Here is a 19,310-nt window from a genome sequence, read left to right on the forward strand (position 1 = left end):
CCTCCTATTTAATTTAGAGGGAAATAGCCCCTGTAAGATACAGGGGCTATTCATCCTCTATGATTTAGTGTGTTTTACACGTGTCGTAAATACCTTGCTCTTTCAATACATTGATCAGAGTTTCACCCATAACAGATGGAGTATCTGCTACTTGGATTCCACATTGATTCATGACTTTAATTTTTTCTTCAGCTGTACCTTTACCGCCAGAAATGATCGCACCAGCATGGCCCATACGCTTTCCAGGAGGGGCTGTAGCACCTCCGATAAAACCTACAACAGGTTTTTTCATGTTTGCTTTCACCCATTCAGCTGCTTCTTCTTCAGCTGTACCACCGATTTCGCCAATCATGATTACTGCATACGTGTCATCATCATTGTTGAACGCTTCAAGTGCGTCGATGAAGTTTGTTCCATTAACCGGATCTCCACCAATTCCTACGGCAGTAGACTGACCAATACCTTCTTGAGAAAGCTGATGTACCGCTTCGTATGTTAGCGTTCCAGAACGAGATACAACACCTACGTGACCTTTTGTATGAATATAACCAGGCATGATACCGATTTTACACTCATCAGGTGTGATTACACCAGGGCAGTTAGGTCCTACAAGACGTGTTTTCTTACCTTCCATGAAACGCTTAACTTTGACCATGTCGATTACTGGGATATGCTCTGTAATACAGATTGCCATATCAAGATCAGCATCTACCGCTTCTAAAATCGCATCTGCTGCGAATGGAGCAGGTACATAGATGACTGAAACATTTGCACCAGTTGCTTTCACTGCAGCTTCTACTGTATCAAATACAGGTACGCCTGCAGCTTCTGTGCCACCTTTACCAGGTGTAACACCTGCAACAATTTTTGTTCCATATTCTAACATTTGCTTCGTATGGAATAGGGCAGTTGAACCCGTGATTCCTTGAACTAATACTTTTGTATTCTTATCAATAAAAACACTCATTTATGCTCCCTGCCTTTCTTAGCCAACTAGTTCCACAATTTTTTGCGCGCCATCAGCCATTGTTTCAGCTGCAACGATATCAAGCCCTGATTCACTTAGGATCTTTTTGCCTAGGTCAACGTTCGTGCCTTCTAACCGAACGACAAGTGGAACGTTAAGATCAACTTGCTTCGCTGCTTCAACAACGCCCTCAGCAATAATGTCACATTTCATAATTCCACCGAAGATATTAACAAAGATACCTTTAACTTTTGAGTCAGAAAGGATGATCTTAAAAGCTTCTGTTACTTTTTCAGCTGTAGCACCACCACCAACATCAAGGAAGTTTGCAGGATCTCCGCTGTAGTGTTTAATGATATCCATTGTAGCCATCGCAAGACCTGCACCATTTACCATACAACCGATATCACCGTCTAATGCGATATAGCTAAGGTCATATTTTGATGCTTCGATTTCTTTTGCGTCTTCTTCATCAAGATCACGGAATTCCATTACATCTTTTTGACGGTAAAGAGCATTTGCATCGAAGTTAAGTTTTGCATCAAGTGCCATTACGTTCCCATCACCTGTTGTTACAAGTGGGTTAATCTCAGCGATTGAACAATCTTTTTCTACGAACATTTTATAAAGTCCAAGCATGAATTTAACCGTTTTACCAACTAATTCATTTGGAATGTTAATGTTAAAAGCTACTCGGCGTGCTTGGAAAGCGGTTAATCCAACGATTGGATCAATTGTTTCACGGAAGATTTTTTCAGGAGTCGCTTCAGCAACTTCTTCAATCTCCGTTCCACCTTCTTCAGAGGCCATCAATGTAATACGAGATGTTGCACGATCAAGAACAAGACCGATGTAGTACTCGCTCTTAATGTCACATCCTTCTTCAATTAGAATACGTTTGATTTCTTTTCCTTCAGGACCTGTTTGATGTGTAACAAGTGTTTTACCTAAAAGTTCTTTTGAATATGTACGCACATCATCTAAGTTTTTAGCGATTTTAACGCCACCAGCCTTGCCGCGACCTCCAGCATGGATCTGCGCCTTAACCACTGTAATGTCAGTGCCAAGTTCTTTCGCTGCATCCACCGCTTCTTTTGGTGTGAAAGCAACAAAACCTCGTGGAACGGATACCCCATATTTTCTGAGGAGTTCCTTCCCTTGATACTCATGGATATTCATGTTCCATCCTCCTATCAAACTCTATTAAAAAAAGACTGCGCTTTCATTGTATTAGATGACAGGACCTCTGTCTACCATTTACGACAAAACTTGCGAAAAAAGGGCAAATTAACAGAAGAAAAATTAAACAAAAAGCGAAAACTCCACGAAACTCGCGAAGTTTTTTGTCTAAATATCTATTTATTTGCAACTTTATCTAAACGATAAACAAAAGCAAAAACCTCTGCCACTGCCTGAAATAATTCAGCTGGAATGGATTCATTTATGTCTAACTGACCAAGTAACTCAACTAAGTTCGGATCTTCCTGAATCGGTATATTGTGCTCGTGTGCTTTGGCGAGGATAGATTCAGCAATTTTCCCTTTCCCTTTCCCAATTACGACAGGCACATCATCTTTATCAGTGTTATAGGTGAGGGCTACTGCTTCTTTTCGTTTATGTTTTGATTCGTCTGTCATATACGTATATCCACTCCTGAGTAAAAGGAATCCAGTTGGTCTTCCACTGGTTTGATAATAGGTGGATCTATTTCTTTTGTTGAAAAAAATTTTAGCGTTGAAAGCTGATAATCCATTTTTTCTAGACTGTTTTTCAACAAAGGAGTGAAGGGTTCAGCAAGCGCTTGTAAACCATCACGTTCATTATAAAAATCAACCGACACTACACGATTTTGCACCTGCATATCGATGACAGTCTCATTAAGTGATGCTAGCTGTAAATAAAACAAAATCCTCGCATGATTTGGATCAAGGGTACCGTCTTGCTTTTTACGTCCAGTCCACTGCATCGTTACATCCATTTTTTGCCCTATAAAAACAATCGGAATTTGATACAAAATTTGCTGGAGTGGACCATTTTCAGCAGATAAAATTTGTTGACCGTTAAACCGAGCTAATAGGCTATCAGCTGCATCTTTTGTTTGAGCGCTGATCATCGGGTCCTGAATTAAAGTTAACAGTTGTGGTTTCAAGCTTTCGGTGATCCGGTCTATAGGTACAGTTGATCGAGTAAGCTTTGCTTCATAATCTACGCCGAGCGAGTCAAATACTGTTCTCATCATCGTTTCAAGTGTTTTTCCATTAAGCTGTTGATTAATAGTACCTTGTGCTTTAGCCATCATAGCAAAAATCAGCTCTTGTGCTTCAGATGATAGTTGAGGAATCGCTGAACCTTGGTTTGATCTATTCATCAACATCGCTTGTAATTGCTGTTGTTTCGAACCGCTTTGCGAGAGTAATTCCATTATATTTGCCAGGTTACGGCTATTATCATTTTGAAGCTGTTGAATAAGTACTTGTGATTGTATTAACGTAGCAAATACTTTTTCAGCCTTTTGTTGCCCAGCTACTGGCTGCTTGAGAAGATGGATGGTTTCTATAATTTGTTGTACCATTTGCTGTACCTTTTCAGTCATCCCTTCCACTCTAGGAGCCTGTTGCAGGGTTTGATTGATCGTTGTAAGTTGTTGCTGAATCGTAGCACTAGCAACAGCTACTTCTTGACCTGAAGCGATTTGAATGATCGCTTGCTTGACCTCACCACCACTTTCACTACTTACCAAAGACTGCATTGCTACACTGGTCCAATTTGACAAAGTTGCTTGTTGCGGAAGTACCTGCAATTGTTGTAAAACTTGCAATGCTTGTAAACGAAGTCTAGCTGGTACTGATTGATCGCCGAGCATCTGCGAAAGGTTGGCAATGGTTTGCTGCGTGATTTGTCGTTGAAATGGGGCTTCTACTGAATCAATTGCAGCAAGTGTCCGTGTCACTATTGGAGATGCAGGCTCTAGTTTGATCATTTGTGAAAGCTGGTCGAGCTGCACGGAAATGGAGGGAGTCATTATTTGATTACCATTTTTGATCGACTGAAACACTTCTGTTGTAAAAGGAACACCCTTAGACATCATCAAACGAATAATAGATAACGCTTCTTGTTTGTTGTTAGACATTGACAAAAACTCGGCGGTTTTTGTTAATATTTCTTTATTCATCGTCCACTGTTCTTTGACCATCTGGGCTACTAGGCTTCTCATCTCAGTTGTTTTTACTAACCCTAGGTGATCCAGTAAACTAGATACCATTCGTTGTGTTGTAGCGCGATCTAAAGGTGCAGATACAACCTTAAGCTCAGTCCCTCGTGCACTTTCTGATACTTGAAGCCATTGTCTGTCCCCTTTGTTTATAGGAGACGTAAGTTTGGCAATTATTTTTTGATTGCCCACTTGAACTTCAGCCATTTGATTTGATAAATGTTTCTTGATCACACCGAAGACAATTTGACCATCTTTTAACGGTTGGCTTTTTTGCTGCTGAGTAGTGGAAGGGACAAGTGTTCTTTGTCCACTCGGAATCAATGATGATGGCATATATTCACCTCTCATTTAGTTAATACACGAACGGGCTCGAAGCTAAACCGATGCTCTTTACACGGTCCGTCTGTATGTAATCCTTCTAGGTGTTCTTTCGTACCATAGCCGGCATTTCGTTCAAATTTGTAAGAAGGATACGTATTGGCAAGTTCAGCCATATAGCGATCACGTGTGACCTTAGCAACAACTGAAGCAGCCGCAATGCTAACACTTCTCGCGTCACCTTTTATAATCGACTGTTGCGAAGTTTCAACATCAAGAGTCATGGCATCTATGAGCAACATGTCTGGTATCACTTCTAACGCATTTAAGGCACGTTGCATGGCTATTTTTGTTGCTTGATAGATGTTTACTTCGTCAATTTCCTTAGCGCTAGCGTAACCAATACCAATTGATATTGCTTGTTGTGTAATCAGATCAAAAAATCGTGCTTTGGCAGATTCATTTAGCTTTTTTGAATCGTCTAACCCCGGCAAATAAAAACCTTCAGGTAGGATGACTGCTGCTGCAACGACTGGACCTGCTAGGGGCCCCCTTCCAACTTCGTCAACCCCAGCAATAAAGAGATATCTATTTTCTCTTGCTTCTCTTTCAAATGAACTCATCTCAACGAAACGTTCGTGCATTAGTTGTTTTTTTTGAAGTCTTTTATAAAATGAATGGAGCAATCGCTCAACACCTTTACGATCGTCGTTCTTCCATTGGTGGAGTCTTGGGTCATCGTCAGATTGCATTACTCGCAAATGCGCTTCAATTTCTTTAATTGATTCCTTCATAGTCATCATCCTTACTATAAATATCGGCAAAAAAATAAAAAAATAAAGACCCCATATAAATAGGGTCAGGATGCCCGAGAAAATTTCGGCCAGTCGTGAATTTCTACAACAGGTGGTATGGTGAAGATACCTTACCTAAGAAGGCAGTTTATTAGGATACGGTTATTCAACAAACGAACCTACCTTATTAACACAGGGTTACTCTTTGTCCTCATCTTTGTTTACTAGTATTTCAAGATCAAATGTCAAAGGTCCGAATTGAATATTTCGCACATCGCGCACGATTATATCAGCAGTTTTGTCAAAATCAACAACGCCACCTGCCATCAAACAGCCTCTTCTTGTTCCGATTATTCCGAATAGCTCAACAATGTCTTGTGGAATTTCTTCTAGCTCATAGCGCGCTTTTAGTCGATCAGGATAGTATGTTTCAAGGAATTTAAGTGCATAGATCGCGATGTCTTGCAGATTAAGTAATGTATCTTTTATTGCGCCTGTTAACGCTAAGCGATAACCTATTTCTGGATCTTCAAATTTAGGCCACAGAATTCCCGGTGTATCAAGCAGCTCCATCTCCTTGCCAACTTTAATCCACTGCTGTGCTTTGGTCACACCTGGTCGGTTGCCCGTTTGTGCAATATTTTTCTTTACTAAACGATTGATTAAAGTTGATTTCCCTACGTTTGGAATTCCAACAATCATTGCACGAACAGCACGTGGTTTGATACCACGTGAACGCATACGATCCCATTTTTCTTTAAGAATTTCCTTCGTTATTTTATGAATTTGCTGTAGGCCTACGCCTTTATCTGAATTGATTGCAATGGCCCGAATTCCTTGACCCTCAAAATAGGAGATCCATTGCTTTGTGCGATTCGGATCCGCCATGTCTGCTTTGTTAATTAAAATGAGTCGTGGTTTTTGTTGAATAATTTCATCAATCATTGGGTTTCTTGATGAAACTGGAATTCGTGCATCGACTAATTCAAAAATGATATCAACAAGCTTTAGTTTTTCTGTTACTTGACGCCTTGCTTTTGCCATATGGCCTGGAAACCATTGTATCGTCATTATTGTCACTCCTTATTTGCTCTTTCTTACTGCTAATCGACTACTCGAATTTCTTGCAATGGCCAAAAGACCAGGCTTGTATTGCCGATTACTTCTTCAATTTCGACCGTTCCTATATCACGACTATCCTTACTGTAACGGCGATTGTCCCCCATTACAAAAAGTTCTCCATCTGGAACTTGCTCCAATGTGAAATCCTCAGTTAATACACCACCTGATAATTCCTCTTTATAGCCATCTAAATACGGCTCATCCATTGGTTCATCATTGATATATAATTGGTCATCGATTAAAGTAATTTTATCACCTGGTAATCCGATGACTCGTTTTATGTAATCTCGTTGTTCTGGCGCATGGAACACAATAACATCAAAACGCTCTGGTGGTGATAATTTATAATTTACCTTATTAACAACCATTCGATCCCCATTTTGAAGCGTTGGCATCATCGATAATCCGTCAACGACAATCGGGGTAAATAAAAAGAAACGTATAACCGCTGCGATTGAAATAGCAATTACTAACGCCTTTGTCCATTCCCACCATACATTCTTCTTTTTCACTTGGCTCCCCCCACTACTGTTACACAATGTGAAACTTGTTATTTTAATTATTGTAGCACATAAGTGAGTGCTCGATGGATGTAAACCATCTAGTCGAATGTATTATGTGACCTTTCTTCAATGAGGTAGTTAATAATAACGGTTTGTGAGAAGTCGACGACTATTTGAGTGGAATACGGCTGCTCATTCTAATAACTTATCGCCCAAGACAATCTCAGCCCCATCCCTCCGCTCTCTGAAGGATCCAAACATATATAAACGCACAAAAAAGGAGCCTGCAAGCAAGCTCCTTTCTCCCGATATTATCGAATCTCTTTAATGCGGGCCGCTTTACCACGCAGATTGCGTAGGTAGTAAAGTTTCGCACGGCGAACTTTACCGCGACGCACAACATCAAGTTTCGCGATCTTTGGTGTGTGTACTGGGAATGTACGCTCAACGCCCACGCCGTAAGAGATCTTACGAACTGTGAAAGTTTCACTTACTCCACCGCCACGACGTTTAATTACTACGCCTTCATAGACCTGGATACGCTCACGAGTTCCCTCAACAACCTTAACGTGTACTTTAACAGTATCACCAGGTTTGAATGACGGAAGTTCTGAACGTAATTGTTCTTGAGTGATTTCTTGAATCAAGTTATGCATCGATTTCAACTCCTTCCAACAGATGCTCTTGCTCTCCAATGCCTTTGCAGCGGAACACCGTTTTCAATGACCTGTTCACGTAATGTAAACTTGGCACAAGATTTATAGTACCATAGTGTAGACCATCATTCAACTATCTTTTAGCTTTTCCCACTCATGAATCCATTTTTTTTGTGCGGACGTAAGTGGATAGATCTCCAGCAAATCAGGTCGCCTTTGCCAAGTACGCTTTAATGACTCTTTCAAGCGCCACTCATCGATATGAGCATGGTTGCCAGACGTTAATACCTCCGGGACATCCATCCCTCGGTAGCTAGCAGGTCTTGTATAATGTGGGTGCTCGAGCAAACCACTTGAAAACGAATCCTTTATTGCTGATTGTTCATTGCCTAGCACTTGTGGTAATAAACGGACAACAGAATCGATCACGACCATTGCACCAAGCTCTCCACCCGTTAAAACAAAATCTCCTATCGAAATTTCATCAGTAACAAGATGCTCTCTTATGCGCTCATCATAACCTTCATAATGCCCACAAACAAAAATGAGATGATCTTCCTTGGAAAGCTCTTCAGCCTTTGCTTGACAATAGCGCTCGCCCTGGGGACACATAAGGACGATACGTGGTTTTTTATTAGAGGAGCTTGCCACATGATCAATCGCTTCAAAGATTGGCTCAGGCTTTAACACCATCCCCGCGCCACCACCATACGGATAATCATCAACTGACTTCTGCTTATGAGGTGAAAACTCTCTGAAATCAATTACATTCAACTCAACTGCTTTCTTTTCCTGCGCCTTTTTTAAAATCGATTCGCCAAACACACCTTCAAACATCGGGGGAAAAAGCGATAACACATCGATTTTCATTACAACAAGCCCTCCATCAATTCAATTGTGACCCTCTTAGAAGAAATATCTACATTCTTCACGACCGATTCGATATATGGAATTAACACTTCCTTACCATCTTTCCCTTTGACAACCCACACATCATTCGCACCTGGAGACAAGATTTCAATAATAGTACCAAGCGTTGATTGATCCATCGTTAAGACTTCGCAGCCAATAATTTCATGATAGTAGAACTCATTGTCTGAGAGTGTGCCCCGTTGATCTTCAGACACCTTCAGCATGCCATCTCTAAATGGTTCGACTAGATTTACATTGTCAAACCCTTCAAATGCCAGCAAATCAAAATTTTTGTGCTTACGATGACTTTTAATCGTTAATTCTTTCGGTTCACTTTTAGAATCAGTGAATAAAAAAAGAACGTTTCCAGGTACATAGCGCTCATCCGGGAAGTCCGTTCTTGAAATGACACGCACTTCACCGCGTATGCCATGCGTATTTACGATTTTCCCTACATTATACCAGTTGCTCATGTTTACCACCTCTGTCGAATCTCTTTCACCATACCATCTTCAAGTACGATGACTGGTTTTTGATCTGGATGCCATATGCTGCCTTCGTGTAAATCTACAATTGTATCGGTCTCAGACAATGTATACTCCGTACCCATTGGCATTTCTTCGATTGTTTTCATCTGTGCATGCATCGTACGAATGAATTGTCTTCTCTTGTTCAGTTCTTGTTGAATCTTTTGCTTCACTGTACCTGAAGATTGTTCAAACTTTTTTTCCAATTTCTTTTCTTGAAAAATTAGTTGGTCACATTCTTTCTCAGCTTTTTTTATTTTTCCGTTAAATGATTCTTTCAGTCGGGATTTTGATGAATTGGTCATAATTTCTTTTACGATTGCCTTTTGCATAATTTGCAACGGTCGTTCCCCCTGTTCTGAAATTTACATATGGAAAAAGGGAGGACTCGGCCTCCCTTTACTGATCCACTATTTCAATTACGGTTCTCTTTTGCTGTTGTGATCCCACTCCAGCAAAAGTAACTGTACGTATGGCCTTCGCAACTCTGCCTTGTTTGCCAATGACTTTCCCCATATCGTCTTTATGAACGAATAGTCGATAAGTGATGGTTCGATCGTTTTCAGATGTCTCCACACTGACTGACTCTGGGTGATCTACAAGAGGCTTGACAATTGTTTTGATAAGCTCTGTCATGTACGAGTCTCTTACTTACTATTTTTAGCATTATGGAATTTTTCCATAATACCTTCGTTTGATAGTAGGTTACGAACTGTATCAGAAGGCTTAGCGCCGTCTTTCATCCATTTAAGAACCAAGTCTTCGTTAATGTTAACGATTGCTGGGTTAGCAACTGGATTATAAGTTCCCACTGTTTCGATGAATCGTCCATCACGTGGTGAACGAGAATCTGCTACTACAATACGATAGAATGGGTTTTTGTTAGCACCCATGCGTTTTAAACGAATTTTTACTGCCATTTTTAATTGCACCTCCGAATAGTTTCACACAAGATAGTATAATAACAAGGGATTGGCCCTTTGTAAAGTCTTTTTTCTTAACACATGATTTTTTTAAAGAAAAAAGCATTATTGACCAAATGGAAATTTAAATCCACCGCCGCGATTTTTTCCTTTTTGTTGGGAATTTGTCATTTGTTTCATCATTTTTTTCATTTCTTCAAATTGCTTTAGTAGGCGGTTTACTTCTTGAATAGTCCTCCCGCTACCACGTGCAATTCTTTTTCTTCGGCTCGCATTGATTATTTCAGGCTGCTCTTTTTCTTTCATTGTCATCGACTTAATAATCGCTTCCACGTGCTCAAGCTGTTTGTCATCCACCTTAATGTTGTCGATCCCTTTCATTTTGTTTGCACCAGGGATCATTTTTATCAATTCATCAAGTGGCCCCATTTGTTTCACTTGGCCAAGCTGTTCTAAAAAGTCATCGAGAGTAAAGGAAGCCGTTCGCAACTTTTTCTCCATCTCTTTGGCTTTTTCTTCGTCCACGTTAGTTTGGGCTTTTTCGATAAGTGATAACATATCGCCCATTCCTAGAATACGAGAAGCCATACGTTCAGGATGGAACGCTTCAAGCGCATCCATTTTTTCTCCCATACCAACAAATTTGATTGGTTTTTCTGTGACAGCACGGATTGAAAGCGCCGCACCACCACGAGTATCCCCATCAAGTTTTGTTAAAACCACGCCGGTTACACCGATTGCTTCATCAAAATTTTGCGCAACATTGACAGCATCTTGACCTGTCATAGCATCAACGACTAAAAAGATTTCATCAGGTGATGATAACTCTTTGATTTGTTTTAACTCATCCATCAATGCTTCATCCACATGAAGTCGACCAGCTGTATCAATTAACACATAATCATGATGCTCTTCTTTCGCTTTAGCAATACCTTCTTTCGCTATTTCGACAGGGCTCACTTGATCACCCATAGAGAAAACAGGCAAATTAAGCTGCATACCGATCGTTTCAAGCTGTTTAATCGCAGCTGGCCGATAAATATCAGCAGCTACGAGCAACGGTTTACGGTTGTGCTTTTTACGCAAAAGACTTGCCAGTTTACCAGCAGTGGTTGTTTTACCAGCACCTTGTAAACCGACCATCATAATAACAGTTGGTGGTTTTTTTGCGACTGCGATTTGACTTTGCTCTCCGCCCATCAATTCAGTCAGTTCTTCTTTAACCACTTTAATAACCTGCTGACCTGGCGTTAAGCTTTGCATTACTTCTTGGCCTACTGCTCGTTCACTTACTCGTTTAACAAAGGTTTTTACGACTTTAAAGTTAACATCCGCCTCCAAAAGAGCGAGACGAACTTCTCTCATCATTTCTTTGACATCCGCTTCGTTTACTTTTCCTTTTCCGCGAATTTTTTGAATGGAGCCTTTCAGTCGGTCGGCTAATCCTTCAAATGCCATATTAGTGCCGCCCCCTATTCCAACTTCTCAAGCGCATCAATAATCTGTAGCAACCCTGTAACATCAACTATTGATTTATCAGCAACAGCTGTTTTTAATTGCTCGATCATTTTTGCACGCTCTTGAAATTTTTGAAATAGCAATAGCTTGGATTCGTATTCTTCAAGCATTGCCTCTGTTCTTCGAATATTATCATAAACCGCCTGTCTACTCACGTCATATTCATCGGCAATCTCACCAAGAGAATAGTCATCCAGATAGTAAAGAGACATGTAGCTTCGCTGCTTAGGCGTTAACAACATTTGATAAAAATCAAATAAAAAATTGACGCGGGTCGTCTTCGCTAGCATGTCAGACACTCCTTTGTTAAGAGAAAATCCTTTACACATGAAATCATACCGATTTCATGTTGCTGTGTCAAGTTACACCCTTGTATATCAATTGACGATTATTACTCGATTTCGCTTGGTTCTTCATCCACCAAGTCAGAGAATAAACCATAAACATATTTTTCGGCATCAAACGGCTGTAAATCATCCATTTGCTCACCTAGTCCAACGTATTTCACAGGAATGCCAAGCTCTTGCTTGATTGCAAGAACAATTCCACCTTTAGCAGTGCCATCTAGCTTTGTTAAAACGATACCAGAAACATCGGTCACTTCTTTAAAGGTTTTCGCTTGTGTCATAGCATTTTGACCTGTTGTCGCATCAAGCGCTATAAGCACTTCATGTGGTGCACCAGGTACTTCTCGTTCAATAACCCGCTTAACCTTTTCAAGTTCTTTCATCAAATTCACTTTATTTTGTAGACGACCTGCCGTATCACAAATAAGAACATCCGCCTTTCGTGCTTTAGCAGATTGCACTGCATCAAACATGACAGCAGCAGGATCTGATCCTTCCCCTTGTTTGATCACATCAACACCAACACGGTCTCCCCACACTTCTAGCTGTTCGATCGCACCTGCTCTAAAGGTGTCACCAGCTGCCAGCATCACTTTTTTACCATCTTCTTTTAGCTGATGAGCAAGCTTACCGATCGTAGTCGTTTTTCCAACCCCATTGACACCTACAAATAAAACAACAGTCAGTCCCTCTTCTTGAATCGAAAGAGAAGCATCTAATTCATCATCCCCTTGATAAATTTCAACAAGTTTTTGTGAAATAACGCTACGAATGTCTTTACTATCTTGAATATTTTGTCTTTTCACTTCCATTTTAAGTTCTTCAACAAGTTTCATTACTGTGTCAAAACCGACATCTGCTTGAAAAAGAATTTCCTCAAGCTCTTCAAAGAAATCTTCATCAACCGTGCGATAACGTGCGACTAAGTCGTTCACTTTTGCAGTGAAATTGTCACGTGTTTTCGTTAAACCCTCACGGAATTTATTAGTCATTGAGTCTTCAGATGCTGTGAATTTATCTTTTAGTTTTTTAAAGAAACTCATAGATCTCTTCTTCCCTTCTAGGATAATTGTTGTATAGGGTCTTGTTCTTCTAAACGAACAGACACGAGTTTTGATATACCCGACTCCTGCATCGTTACACCATACAGCACGTCAGCGCCTTCCATTGTTCCTTTACGGTGCGTAATGACGATAAACTGAGATTGTTGACTGAAACGATGTAGATATTGGCTAAAACGGTGAACATTTGCTTCATCAAGCGCCGCTTCCACCTCATCTAATATGCAAAATGGGACAGGTCGTACTTTTAAAATCGAAAATAACAGCGCAATTGCTGTTAATGCACGCTCGCCACCTGACATTAATCCAAGGTTTTGCAGTTTCTTTCCTGGTGGCTGAGCAACAATATCGACTCCAGCATGTAACAGATCATTCGGATCCGTCAGTTTCAGCTCTGCTCGACCACCTCCAAACAACTCTTTAAAAACTGCTGTAAAATGAACTTTCACTTGATCAAATGTTTCACCGAAACGGCGTGACATCTCATCATCCATTTCTTCAATAACTTCTTGTAAGTTTTTTTTAGCATCGAGTAAGTCTGTTTGTTGTTCATGTAGAAAATCATAACGTTCAGCAACACGTTCATACTCTTCAATAGCCCCTAGATTTACATTACCAAGTTCTTCAATTGATAACTTTGTCAGCTTCACGTGTCTTCTCGCATCTTCGGTTGGTAATTCGAGTGGAAAAAGTTCTTTCGCACCATTATATGTTAGTTCGTACTCTTCTTGTAAACGGTTAAGGCGATTGTCAATCTCCACTTCTAAGCGATTGACTCGAATGAGTTCATCGCTTAGACCATCTACTAGTCCTTTATGAAGTCTCGTCAATTCCTTCAGCGATTGCGTAATTTCTTCATTTTGTTGATGTAAGTTTAAGCGAGCTTGTTTTTTCAATTCAACAGTTGCCACGGTATCCTTACGACTTTGTTGTTTATCTTCCATCGACCGCTGCAATACTTCGGTTTGATCTTCTCCGCTTGTCATCTCTTGTGTAAGCCACTTAAGATCCTCAGAAAGTGTCTTTTTACGTTGTACAGTATCGTTAAGTATTTCTTTCAACCCTTTTGTTTCACGGGCTAATTGTTGTTGCTGTTCTTTTGCCACAGCAAAGTTCGACTGCATCAGCGACAATTTTTCAACAAGTTCATCTTTTGACGTACGATGAGATTCTTTCTTTTGAGTTAACGTTTGCATCTGTTTATTAAGTGAGTTCAATGCTTCGTCCATTAAAGATAACCGCTTCGTTAAAGAAGACTTTTTCTTTGTAAGCTCTTCTCTTGAGTCGTTAAACTCACCCATTTCAAGATCATACAGTGATAATCGATCATCCGTCCTCTTTAAAGTAGCTTCAGTTTCTCTTAGTGCAGATTTTACTTCGGATTCTTTGATGCGAAGTGACTCTCCTTGCGAGCGGACTTTTTCTACTTCTTTTTCAAGCTCGGTAATTGAATGCTTTGCTGCTTTTACTTTTTGCTCGAGTAGAGCTGATGTTCGTTCCATTCGAGGAATTTGACCTACCAATTGATCTAGTTCATTTCTTCTAGATAACAATGATGCACCTTTTTTTGATTGCGCTCCACCAGTCATCGATCCACCTGGATTGACAATATCTCCATCGACAGTCACAAATCGAAAGCGATGCTGAAGCTTAACTGCTAATTCATTGGCCCCTTTTAAATCTTTTACAATTAAGACATTGCCAAGCAAGCTACCCACAATCGTTTCGTGGCGTTCACTATAACTAACAATCGATGAAGCCACATCAATAAATGCAGGATGTTCTTTTGCAATCATTAACTGATGCGGCTGCAATGACTTCGGTTTTATGACCGACATTGGCAAAAAAGTTGCTCGCCCAAATCGGTTTTGTTTTAAAAACTGAATGGCATCTCTAGCATCTTTTTCGGTTACTGCCACTATGCTTTGCATCGATCCACCAAGTGCTGTTTCAATGGCTAACTCATAGTGCTTATCAACAGAAATTAACTCAGCAATTGCTCCTTCAATTCCAGTCAACTTTGTTGTACGTGCTTTCAGAATTTCTTTTACACCCTGAAAAAATCCAGAAAAGTCTTCTTCCATTGTTTCAAGCATACTTTTTCTCGATTTTGCTTCACTAACAAACTGATACGCCTTGTAAAGTTTTTCTTCAAGTTGTTCATACTCTTGTTTTTGCACTTTAACTTGCTGTTGTGTATTAGTAAATTGACTCGTTGCTTGCTGCAATTGTTTTTCAACTTTTCTTAATTCTTGAATGTTATTTTCTTTAGCGTGAAGCCATGTGTTTCTTTCTTCAATATAATGACTATTTTGACCATGGAGCTTATTTGCCCTTTTTTCTTGTTGTTCAAGTTGTTGGTCGGCATAGCTCAATTCATTTTTAATCGTTGTTTTTTGAGTTAACATGTCAAAGTAATCATTCTTTACTTTTTCAAGCTGCTCTTCAATATCTTCTTCAAGTAGTTTTAACGATTGCTGAATGCTTCTAACATCCTTAGTTAACGTATTTACACGTGTTGTGTTCTCCTCAATTTGAACGTTATTTTCCTTAATCGCTCGTTCAGAACGAATGATTTGATCATCCAGCTCGCCCATCGATTGTTGTAGCTGTTCTTCGTTCTGATTAGCATTTTTTCGCCTTTCAATTAAAACCTGACGACGACCGTCGAGTTGTTCGGCTTCTTCAGTTATGGACAACAATTCTTTTTGCAGTTCCTCAATTTCAACATCACATTGCTTTATTTCTACGCGCTTTTGTGCGAGTAACTCTTCGTTTTCTTTGATCAAAATTTGTTTTTGCTTTTCTTGTTGTCGAATTTCCTCGTGCTTTTCTTTGGACTGCTCCCAGTCGTTGTTCATTTGTTCGATATCGTGAACGAGGAGCGCTACTTCTGTTCGTTTGAGCTCTTCTTTTTTCCCCAAATATTCTTGTGCAATGGAAGATTGAATTTTAAGTGGCTCTACCTGCCCCTCAAGTTCATGTAAAATATCTTTCACACGGTAAAGGTTTTCTTGTGTTTCTGTTAATCGTATGTCCGCTTTTTTACGACGGTTTTTATATTTTAAAACACCTGCTGCTTCTTCTAAAATAACACGGCGATCTTCGGGTTTACTATTTAATATTTGCTCTACTCGACCTTGACCAATAATTGAAAACGCTTCTTTGCCAAGTCCCGAATCAATAAATAAATCAACAATATCTTTTAAACGACATGGTTGATTGTTTAAGAGATACTCGCTGTCACCAGAACGAAATACTCTCCGTGTGACGCTTACTTCTGCATAATCAAGAGGTAACGCCATATCCTCGTTATCGAGAGTTAGCGTTACCTCAGCAATATTTAATGGTTTTCTAGCATCACTGCCGGCAAAAATAACATCTTCCATTTTGCCACCACGCAGCGATTTTGCAGATTGTTCCCCGAGTACCCAACGAATGGCGTCGGTGATATTACTTTTCCCACTGCCGTTCGGTCCAACAACAGCCGTTACGCCGGGTACAAAATCTATTGCAATCCGTTCAGCAAACGATTTAAAGCCTAAAATATCTAACCTTTTTAAAAGCATTATGAATCCACCTGTTGTGCTTGCGTCTTGTTTCTTAGGTATTCTAACGCTTTTTGAGCGGCGTGTTGTTCAGCTTCTTTTTTTGAACGACCTGAACCAATCCCAAGTTCTTCATCACCCAATAACACACGAGAAACGAATTCACGGTTATGAGCCGGGCCTTTTTCTTTTAAAATTTCGTAGCTCAATACACCCGAATGATTTCGTTGGATAAATTCTTGGAGCTGACTTTTAAAATCCATCACATGCGAAAAAGCACCTGTATTTACTTTTGGAAATACCACTTTCGCTAAGATTGCGCGAACCTGCTCCATTCCTTGGTCAAGGTAAAGGGCACCAATAAATGCCTCAAAAACATCCGCGAGTAACGCTGGTCTCATACGGCCACCCGTTTGTTCTTCTCCTTTGCCTAGCAAAATAAGATCACCAAAGTTTAATTCATTCGCAAAAATAACAAGTGAAGGCTCGCATACTATCGCCGCTCTCAATTTTGTCATTTCTCCCTCACTCATGGTTGGGAATCTTTCGAATAAAAAATGTGATACGGTTAATTCAAGTACCGCGTCACCTAAGAACTCAAGGCGTTCATTATCTTCGTATGGTTTCCTGCGATGCTCATTCACATAGGATGAATGTGTAAAAGCCTTCATTAAAAGCTTATAATCGTTAAATTGAATGTTATGCTCCTGCTGAAAGGCTTGGAATCGTTCTTCCATTCTTTTTGCTGCAGTCTGATCTTTTTTAAATTTACCCATGAACTTCACCTTGCCGTTTCTTTTCTTTATAAATTGACATACCAATTTTTTATAAAATAAAACTTGGCATGTTAAAACATGCCAAGTTTTACCTCATTTGTAGAAAACGTCTTCTTGGCTGGATGATTCATTACATTTTTTCTTGTATGTAACTAACTGCATCACCAACTGTACCAATCTTTTCTGCATCTTCATCAGAAATAACCATATCAAATTCATCTTCAAGCTCCATTACTAATTCAACTACATCAAGAGAATCAGCACCAAGATCTTCCTTAAATGAAGCTTCAAGCTTAATTTCAGATTCATCTACGCCTAAGCGGTCAACGATAATTTTTGTTACACGATCCATAACTTCTGCCACGTTTGTCACCTCCCTTCAAGTATTATAATTGAAAACCTGACTGAAATAAACTACCGCTTATGATTTTTTACATCACCATTCCACCATCAACATGTAAGGTTTGTCCAGTCATGTAAGATGCATCGTCACTGCTTAAGAAAACAACAACGCGTGCAATGTCTTCTGGCTGTCCAAATCGAGCTAATGGGATTTGTTTTTTCATTTCATTTTGAATATCATTCGTTAGTTGATCCGTCATATCTGTTTCGATAAATCCAGGAGCTATAGCATTAACCGTGATCCCTCTAGAAGAAAGTTCCTTCGCAGCTGTTTTTGTTAGCCCTATAACGCCTGCTTTTGAAGCTACATAATTTGCTTGACCTGGATTACCTGTAACGCCAACAATAGAAGAGATATTGATAATCCGACCACTGCGCTGTTTCATCATGCTTCTTGACACAGCTTTTGTCGTTAAAAAGACTCCTTTTAAGTTGATGTTCATAACATCATCCCACTCGTCTTCTTTCATACGCATTAACAAGTTATCACGTGTCACACCTGCATTATTGATTAGCAAATCAATTTTACCAAAATGAGCAAGTGTGTCTTTGATCATCGATTGAACTTGATCACTTTCGGCAACATTCGCTTGCACCACAAGAGCATCTCTGCCAAGATCTTTTACTGCTTGCGCAACTTCTTCGGCTCTTTCCTTGCTTCCGCTATAATTCACTGCAACGTCTGCTCCATTTTTTGCAAGTTCAATTGCAATTTCACGACCAATGCCACGTGATGCACCTGTTACAAGTGCCACTTTTCCTTCTAATTTCATTTTATTGATCCTCCTTTAACACCTTGATCGCTGCCTGTAGGGTCTGTTCATCAAATACAGGTAACGTTCTTGCTCGTCGATTGATTTTTTTCACAAGACCAGATAAAACCTTTCCTGGCCCAATCTCTATAAACGTATCTACCCCTAGATCGACTAATTTAACCACTGTATCTTCCCATAAAACTGGTGAATAAAGCTGAGTCACTAGGAGCTTTTTGATTTTTGAAGAATCAAAAACGGGATCTGCAGTTACGTTTGCAACAACAGGAATTTTTGCATCTTCAACTTTAACGGTTGAAATAACGTCTTGAAATCTTTCCGCTGCCGGTTTCATTAAACTTGAATGAAACGGTCCACTCACATTTAGCTGTAAGCAACGTTTTGCACCTTGTTCTTTTGCGAGTTCGGAAGCTTTTTCAACCCCTTCAGCTGATCCCGAAATAACAATTTGACCAGGACAATTTAAATTTGCAAGTTGAACAGGAAATCCGCTATCTGTTACCTGATCAGTAACTTGTTTTAATGTTTCACGGTCTAGACCTAATATAGCAGCCATTTTACCTTGCCCATCCGGAACAGCTTCTTCCATTAGCTCGCCGCGTTTACGAACGGTCCTGACAGCATCTTCAAAACTCATCGCTTCAGCCGCAACCAAAGCGGAATACTCCCCAAGACTATGGCCCGCTACATAATCTGCATGAACGCCTTGTTCTTTCAACACGGATAAAATCGCAATGCTCGAAGTTAAAAGAGCCGGTTGCGCATTGAATGTTTTTGTTAATGTATCTTGAGGGCCCTCAAACATAAGTGTAGATAATGATTCACTTATGCTGGCATCCGCTTGTTGAAATATTTCTCTCGAACTGTCATATTCTAAGAAATCTTGCCCCATACCAACTACTTGAGAACCTTGTCCAGGAAAGATAAATGCAATTTTAGACATTGTTGT

Annotated in this window: 21 protein-coding genes; all 21 read right to left on the reverse strand. The window is 39.9% G+C overall.

Features of this window, described 5'->3' with window-relative positions; genetic code table 11:
- Positions 1 to 64: 64 nt before the first annotated feature.
- The gene (gene sucD, locus AB1471_RS05835) at positions 65 to 967 is read right to left on the reverse strand and encodes a succinate--CoA ligase subunit alpha (RefSeq protein WP_367778797.1); all 903 of its coding nucleotides are present in this window, start codon (positions 965 to 967) and stop codon (positions 65 to 67) included.
- Positions 968 to 985: 18 nt separating this feature from the next.
- Positions 986 to 2,146, reverse strand: coding sequence for an ADP-forming succinate--CoA ligase subunit beta (gene sucC, locus AB1471_RS05840; protein WP_367778798.1), 1,161 nt, complete (start codon positions 2,144 to 2,146; stop codon positions 986 to 988).
- Positions 2,147 to 2,322: 176 nt separating this feature from the next.
- On the reverse strand, positions 2,323 to 2,604 hold the full coding sequence (locus AB1471_RS05845; RefSeq protein WP_367778799.1) for an EscU/YscU/HrcU family type III secretion system export apparatus switch protein: 282 nt from the start codon (positions 2,602 to 2,604) through the stop codon (positions 2,323 to 2,325).
- Positions 2,601 to 4,514 carry a TP0910 N-terminal domain-containing protein gene (locus AB1471_RS05850; RefSeq protein WP_367778800.1) on the reverse strand — a complete coding sequence of 638 codons (1,914 nt, stop codon included), beginning with the start codon at positions 4,512 to 4,514 and terminating at the stop codon, positions 2,601 to 2,603. The genes AB1471_RS05845 and AB1471_RS05850 overlap by 4 nt, the downstream gene beginning before the upstream one ends.
- Positions 4,515 to 4,525: 11 nt before the next feature.
- Complete coding sequence (gene rnhB, locus AB1471_RS05855) at positions 4,526 to 5,302, reverse strand: ribonuclease HII (RefSeq protein WP_367778801.1); 777 nt, start codon at positions 5,300 to 5,302, stop codon at positions 4,526 to 4,528.
- 189 nt (positions 5,303 to 5,491) lie between these two features.
- On the reverse strand, positions 5,492 to 6,364 hold the full coding sequence (ylqF, locus tag AB1471_RS05860; RefSeq protein WP_367778802.1) for a ribosome biogenesis GTPase YlqF: 873 nt from the start codon (positions 6,362 to 6,364) through the stop codon (positions 5,492 to 5,494).
- Positions 6,365 to 6,396: 32 nt separating this feature from the next.
- A complete protein-coding gene (gene lepB / locus AB1471_RS05865; RefSeq protein WP_367778803.1) occupies positions 6,397 to 6,927 on the reverse strand; it encodes a signal peptidase I in 531 nt (176 codons plus the stop codon).
- A gap of 302 nt (positions 6,928 to 7,229) precedes the next feature.
- The gene (gene rplS / locus AB1471_RS05870) at positions 7,230 to 7,574 is read right to left on the reverse strand and encodes a 50S ribosomal protein L19 (protein ID WP_367778804.1); all 345 of its coding nucleotides are present in this window, start codon (positions 7,572 to 7,574) and stop codon (positions 7,230 to 7,232) included.
- 129 nt (positions 7,575 to 7,703) lie between these two features.
- Positions 7,704 to 8,444, reverse strand: coding sequence for a tRNA (guanosine(37)-N1)-methyltransferase TrmD (trmD, locus tag AB1471_RS05875; RefSeq protein WP_367778805.1), 741 nt, complete (start codon positions 8,442 to 8,444; stop codon positions 7,704 to 7,706).
- Positions 8,444 to 8,959, reverse strand: a complete 516-nt coding sequence (gene rimM / locus AB1471_RS05880) for a ribosome maturation factor RimM (RefSeq protein WP_367778806.1) — start codon at positions 8,957 to 8,959, stop codon at positions 8,444 to 8,446. Before rimM ends, trmD begins: the two co-directional genes overlap by 1 nt.
- A gap of 2 nt (positions 8,960 to 8,961) precedes the next feature.
- Complete coding sequence (locus AB1471_RS05885) at positions 8,962 to 9,345, reverse strand: YlqD family protein (protein WP_367778989.1); 384 nt, start codon at positions 9,343 to 9,345, stop codon at positions 8,962 to 8,964.
- Positions 9,346 to 9,412: 67 nt separating this feature from the next.
- A complete protein-coding gene (locus AB1471_RS05890) occupies positions 9,413 to 9,649 on the reverse strand; it encodes a KH domain-containing protein (protein WP_367778807.1) in 237 nt (78 codons plus the stop codon).
- 11 nt (positions 9,650 to 9,660) lie between these two features.
- Positions 9,661 to 9,933 carry a 30S ribosomal protein S16 gene (rpsP, locus tag AB1471_RS05895; protein WP_367778808.1) on the reverse strand — a complete coding sequence of 91 codons (273 nt, stop codon included), beginning with the start codon at positions 9,931 to 9,933 and terminating at the stop codon, positions 9,661 to 9,663.
- Positions 9,934 to 10,041: 108 nt separating this feature from the next.
- Positions 10,042 to 11,394: a signal recognition particle protein gene (gene ffh / locus AB1471_RS05900; RefSeq protein WP_367778809.1), complete on the reverse strand. Its 1,353-nt coding sequence runs from the start codon at positions 11,392 to 11,394 to the stop codon at positions 10,042 to 10,044.
- A 14-nt stretch (positions 11,395 to 11,408) separates the two neighbouring features.
- The gene (locus AB1471_RS05905) at positions 11,409 to 11,744 is read right to left on the reverse strand and encodes a putative DNA-binding protein (protein ID WP_367778810.1); all 336 of its coding nucleotides are present in this window, start codon (positions 11,742 to 11,744) and stop codon (positions 11,409 to 11,411) included.
- Between the two features lie 101 nt (positions 11,745 to 11,845).
- On the reverse strand, positions 11,846 to 12,844 hold the full coding sequence (gene ftsY, locus AB1471_RS05910) for a signal recognition particle-docking protein FtsY (protein WP_367778811.1): 999 nt from the start codon (positions 12,842 to 12,844) through the stop codon (positions 11,846 to 11,848).
- A gap of 17 nt (positions 12,845 to 12,861) precedes the next feature.
- On the reverse strand, positions 12,862 to 16,431 hold the full coding sequence (gene smc / locus AB1471_RS05915; protein WP_367778812.1) for a chromosome segregation protein SMC: 3,570 nt from the start codon (positions 16,429 to 16,431) through the stop codon (positions 12,862 to 12,864).
- Positions 16,431 to 17,186, reverse strand: coding sequence for a ribonuclease III (gene rnc / locus AB1471_RS05920; protein WP_367778813.1), 756 nt, complete (start codon positions 17,184 to 17,186; stop codon positions 16,431 to 16,433). Before rnc ends, smc begins: the two co-directional genes overlap by 1 nt.
- Before the next feature lie 130 nt (positions 17,187 to 17,316).
- Positions 17,317 to 17,538: an acyl carrier protein gene (gene acpP, locus AB1471_RS05925; protein ID WP_437342339.1), complete on the reverse strand. Its 222-nt coding sequence runs from the start codon at positions 17,536 to 17,538 to the stop codon at positions 17,317 to 17,319.
- A gap of 79 nt (positions 17,539 to 17,617) precedes the next feature.
- A complete protein-coding gene (fabG, locus tag AB1471_RS05930; RefSeq protein WP_367778815.1) occupies positions 17,618 to 18,361 on the reverse strand; it encodes a 3-oxoacyl-[acyl-carrier-protein] reductase in 744 nt (247 codons plus the stop codon).
- Between the two features lies 1 nt (position 18,362).
- The gene (gene fabD / locus AB1471_RS05935) at positions 18,363 to 19,304 is read right to left on the reverse strand and encodes an ACP S-malonyltransferase (protein ID WP_367778816.1); all 942 of its coding nucleotides are present in this window, start codon (positions 19,302 to 19,304) and stop codon (positions 18,363 to 18,365) included.
- Between the last annotated feature and the right edge of the window lie 6 nt (positions 19,305 to 19,310).

Origin of the sequence: Jeotgalibacillus marinus, from assembly GCF_040801915.1 — a bacterium.
Classification (GTDB): domain Bacteria; phylum Bacillota; class Bacilli; order Bacillales; family Jeotgalibacillaceae; genus Jeotgalibacillus; species Jeotgalibacillus marinus.

What these genes read in the sequence shown, in the direction of transcription:
- sucD (WP_367778797.1), bottom strand. Translation starts at nt 967, where the DNA reads ATGAGTGTTTTTATTGATAAGAATACAAAAGTATTAGTTCAAGGAATC.
- sucC (WP_367778798.1), bottom strand. Translation starts at nt 2,146, where the DNA reads ATGAATATCCATGAGTATCAAGGGAAGGAACTCCTCAGAAAATATGGG.
- AB1471_RS05845 (WP_367778799.1), bottom strand. Translation starts at nt 2,604, where the DNA reads ATGACAGACGAATCAAAACATAAACGAAAAGAAGCAGTAGCCCTCACC.
- AB1471_RS05850 (WP_367778800.1), bottom strand. Translation starts at nt 4,514, where the DNA reads ATGCCATCATCATTGATTCCGAGTGGACAAAGAACACTTGTCCCTTCC.
- rnhB (WP_367778801.1), bottom strand. Translation starts at nt 5,302, where the DNA reads ATGATGACTATGAAGGAATCAATTAAAGAAATTGAAGCGCATTTGCGA.
- ylqF (WP_367778802.1), bottom strand. Translation starts at nt 6,364, where the DNA reads ATGACGATACAATGGTTTCCAGGCCATATGGCAAAAGCAAGGCGTCAA.
- rplS (WP_367778804.1), bottom strand. Translation starts at nt 7,574, where the DNA reads ATGCATAACTTGATTCAAGAAATCACTCAAGAACAATTACGTTCAGAA.
- trmD (WP_367778805.1), bottom strand. Translation starts at nt 8,444, where the DNA reads ATGAAAATCGATGTGTTATCGCTTTTTCCCCCGATGTTTGAAGGTGTG.
- rimM (WP_367778806.1), bottom strand. Translation starts at nt 8,959, where the DNA reads ATGAGCAACTGGTATAATGTAGGGAAAATCGTAAATACGCATGGCATA.
- AB1471_RS05885 (WP_367778989.1), bottom strand. Translation starts at nt 9,345, where the DNA reads ATGCAAAAGGCAATCGTAAAAGAAATTATGACCAATTCATCAAAATCC.
- AB1471_RS05890 (WP_367778807.1), bottom strand. Translation starts at nt 9,649, where the DNA reads ATGACAGAGCTTATCAAAACAATTGTCAAGCCTCTTGTAGATCACCCA.
- rpsP (WP_367778808.1), bottom strand. Translation starts at nt 9,933, where the DNA reads ATGGCAGTAAAAATTCGTTTAAAACGCATGGGTGCTAACAAAAACCCA.
- ffh (WP_367778809.1), bottom strand. Translation starts at nt 11,394, where the DNA reads ATGGCATTTGAAGGATTAGCCGACCGACTGAAAGGCTCCATTCAAAAA.
- AB1471_RS05905 (WP_367778810.1), bottom strand. Translation starts at nt 11,744, where the DNA reads ATGCTAGCGAAGACGACCCGCGTCAATTTTTTATTTGATTTTTATCAA.
- ftsY (WP_367778811.1), bottom strand. Translation starts at nt 12,844, where the DNA reads ATGAGTTTCTTTAAAAAACTAAAAGATAAATTCACAGCATCTGAAGAC.
- smc (WP_367778812.1), bottom strand. Translation starts at nt 16,431, where the DNA reads ATGCTTTTAAAAAGGTTAGATATTTTAGGCTTTAAATCGTTTGCTGAA.
- rnc (WP_367778813.1), bottom strand. Translation starts at nt 17,186, where the DNA reads ATGGGTAAATTTAAAAAAGATCAGACTGCAGCAAAAAGAATGGAAGAA.
- acpP (WP_437342339.1), bottom strand. Translation starts at nt 17,538, where the DNA reads ATGGATCGTGTAACAAAAATTATCGTTGACCGCTTAGGCGTAGATGAA.
- fabG (WP_367778815.1), bottom strand. Translation starts at nt 18,361, where the DNA reads ATGAAATTAGAAGGAAAAGTGGCACTTGTAACAGGTGCATCACGTGGC.
- fabD (WP_367778816.1), bottom strand. Translation starts at nt 19,304, where the DNA reads ATGTCTAAAATTGCATTTATCTTTCCTGGACAAGGTTCTCAAGTAGTT.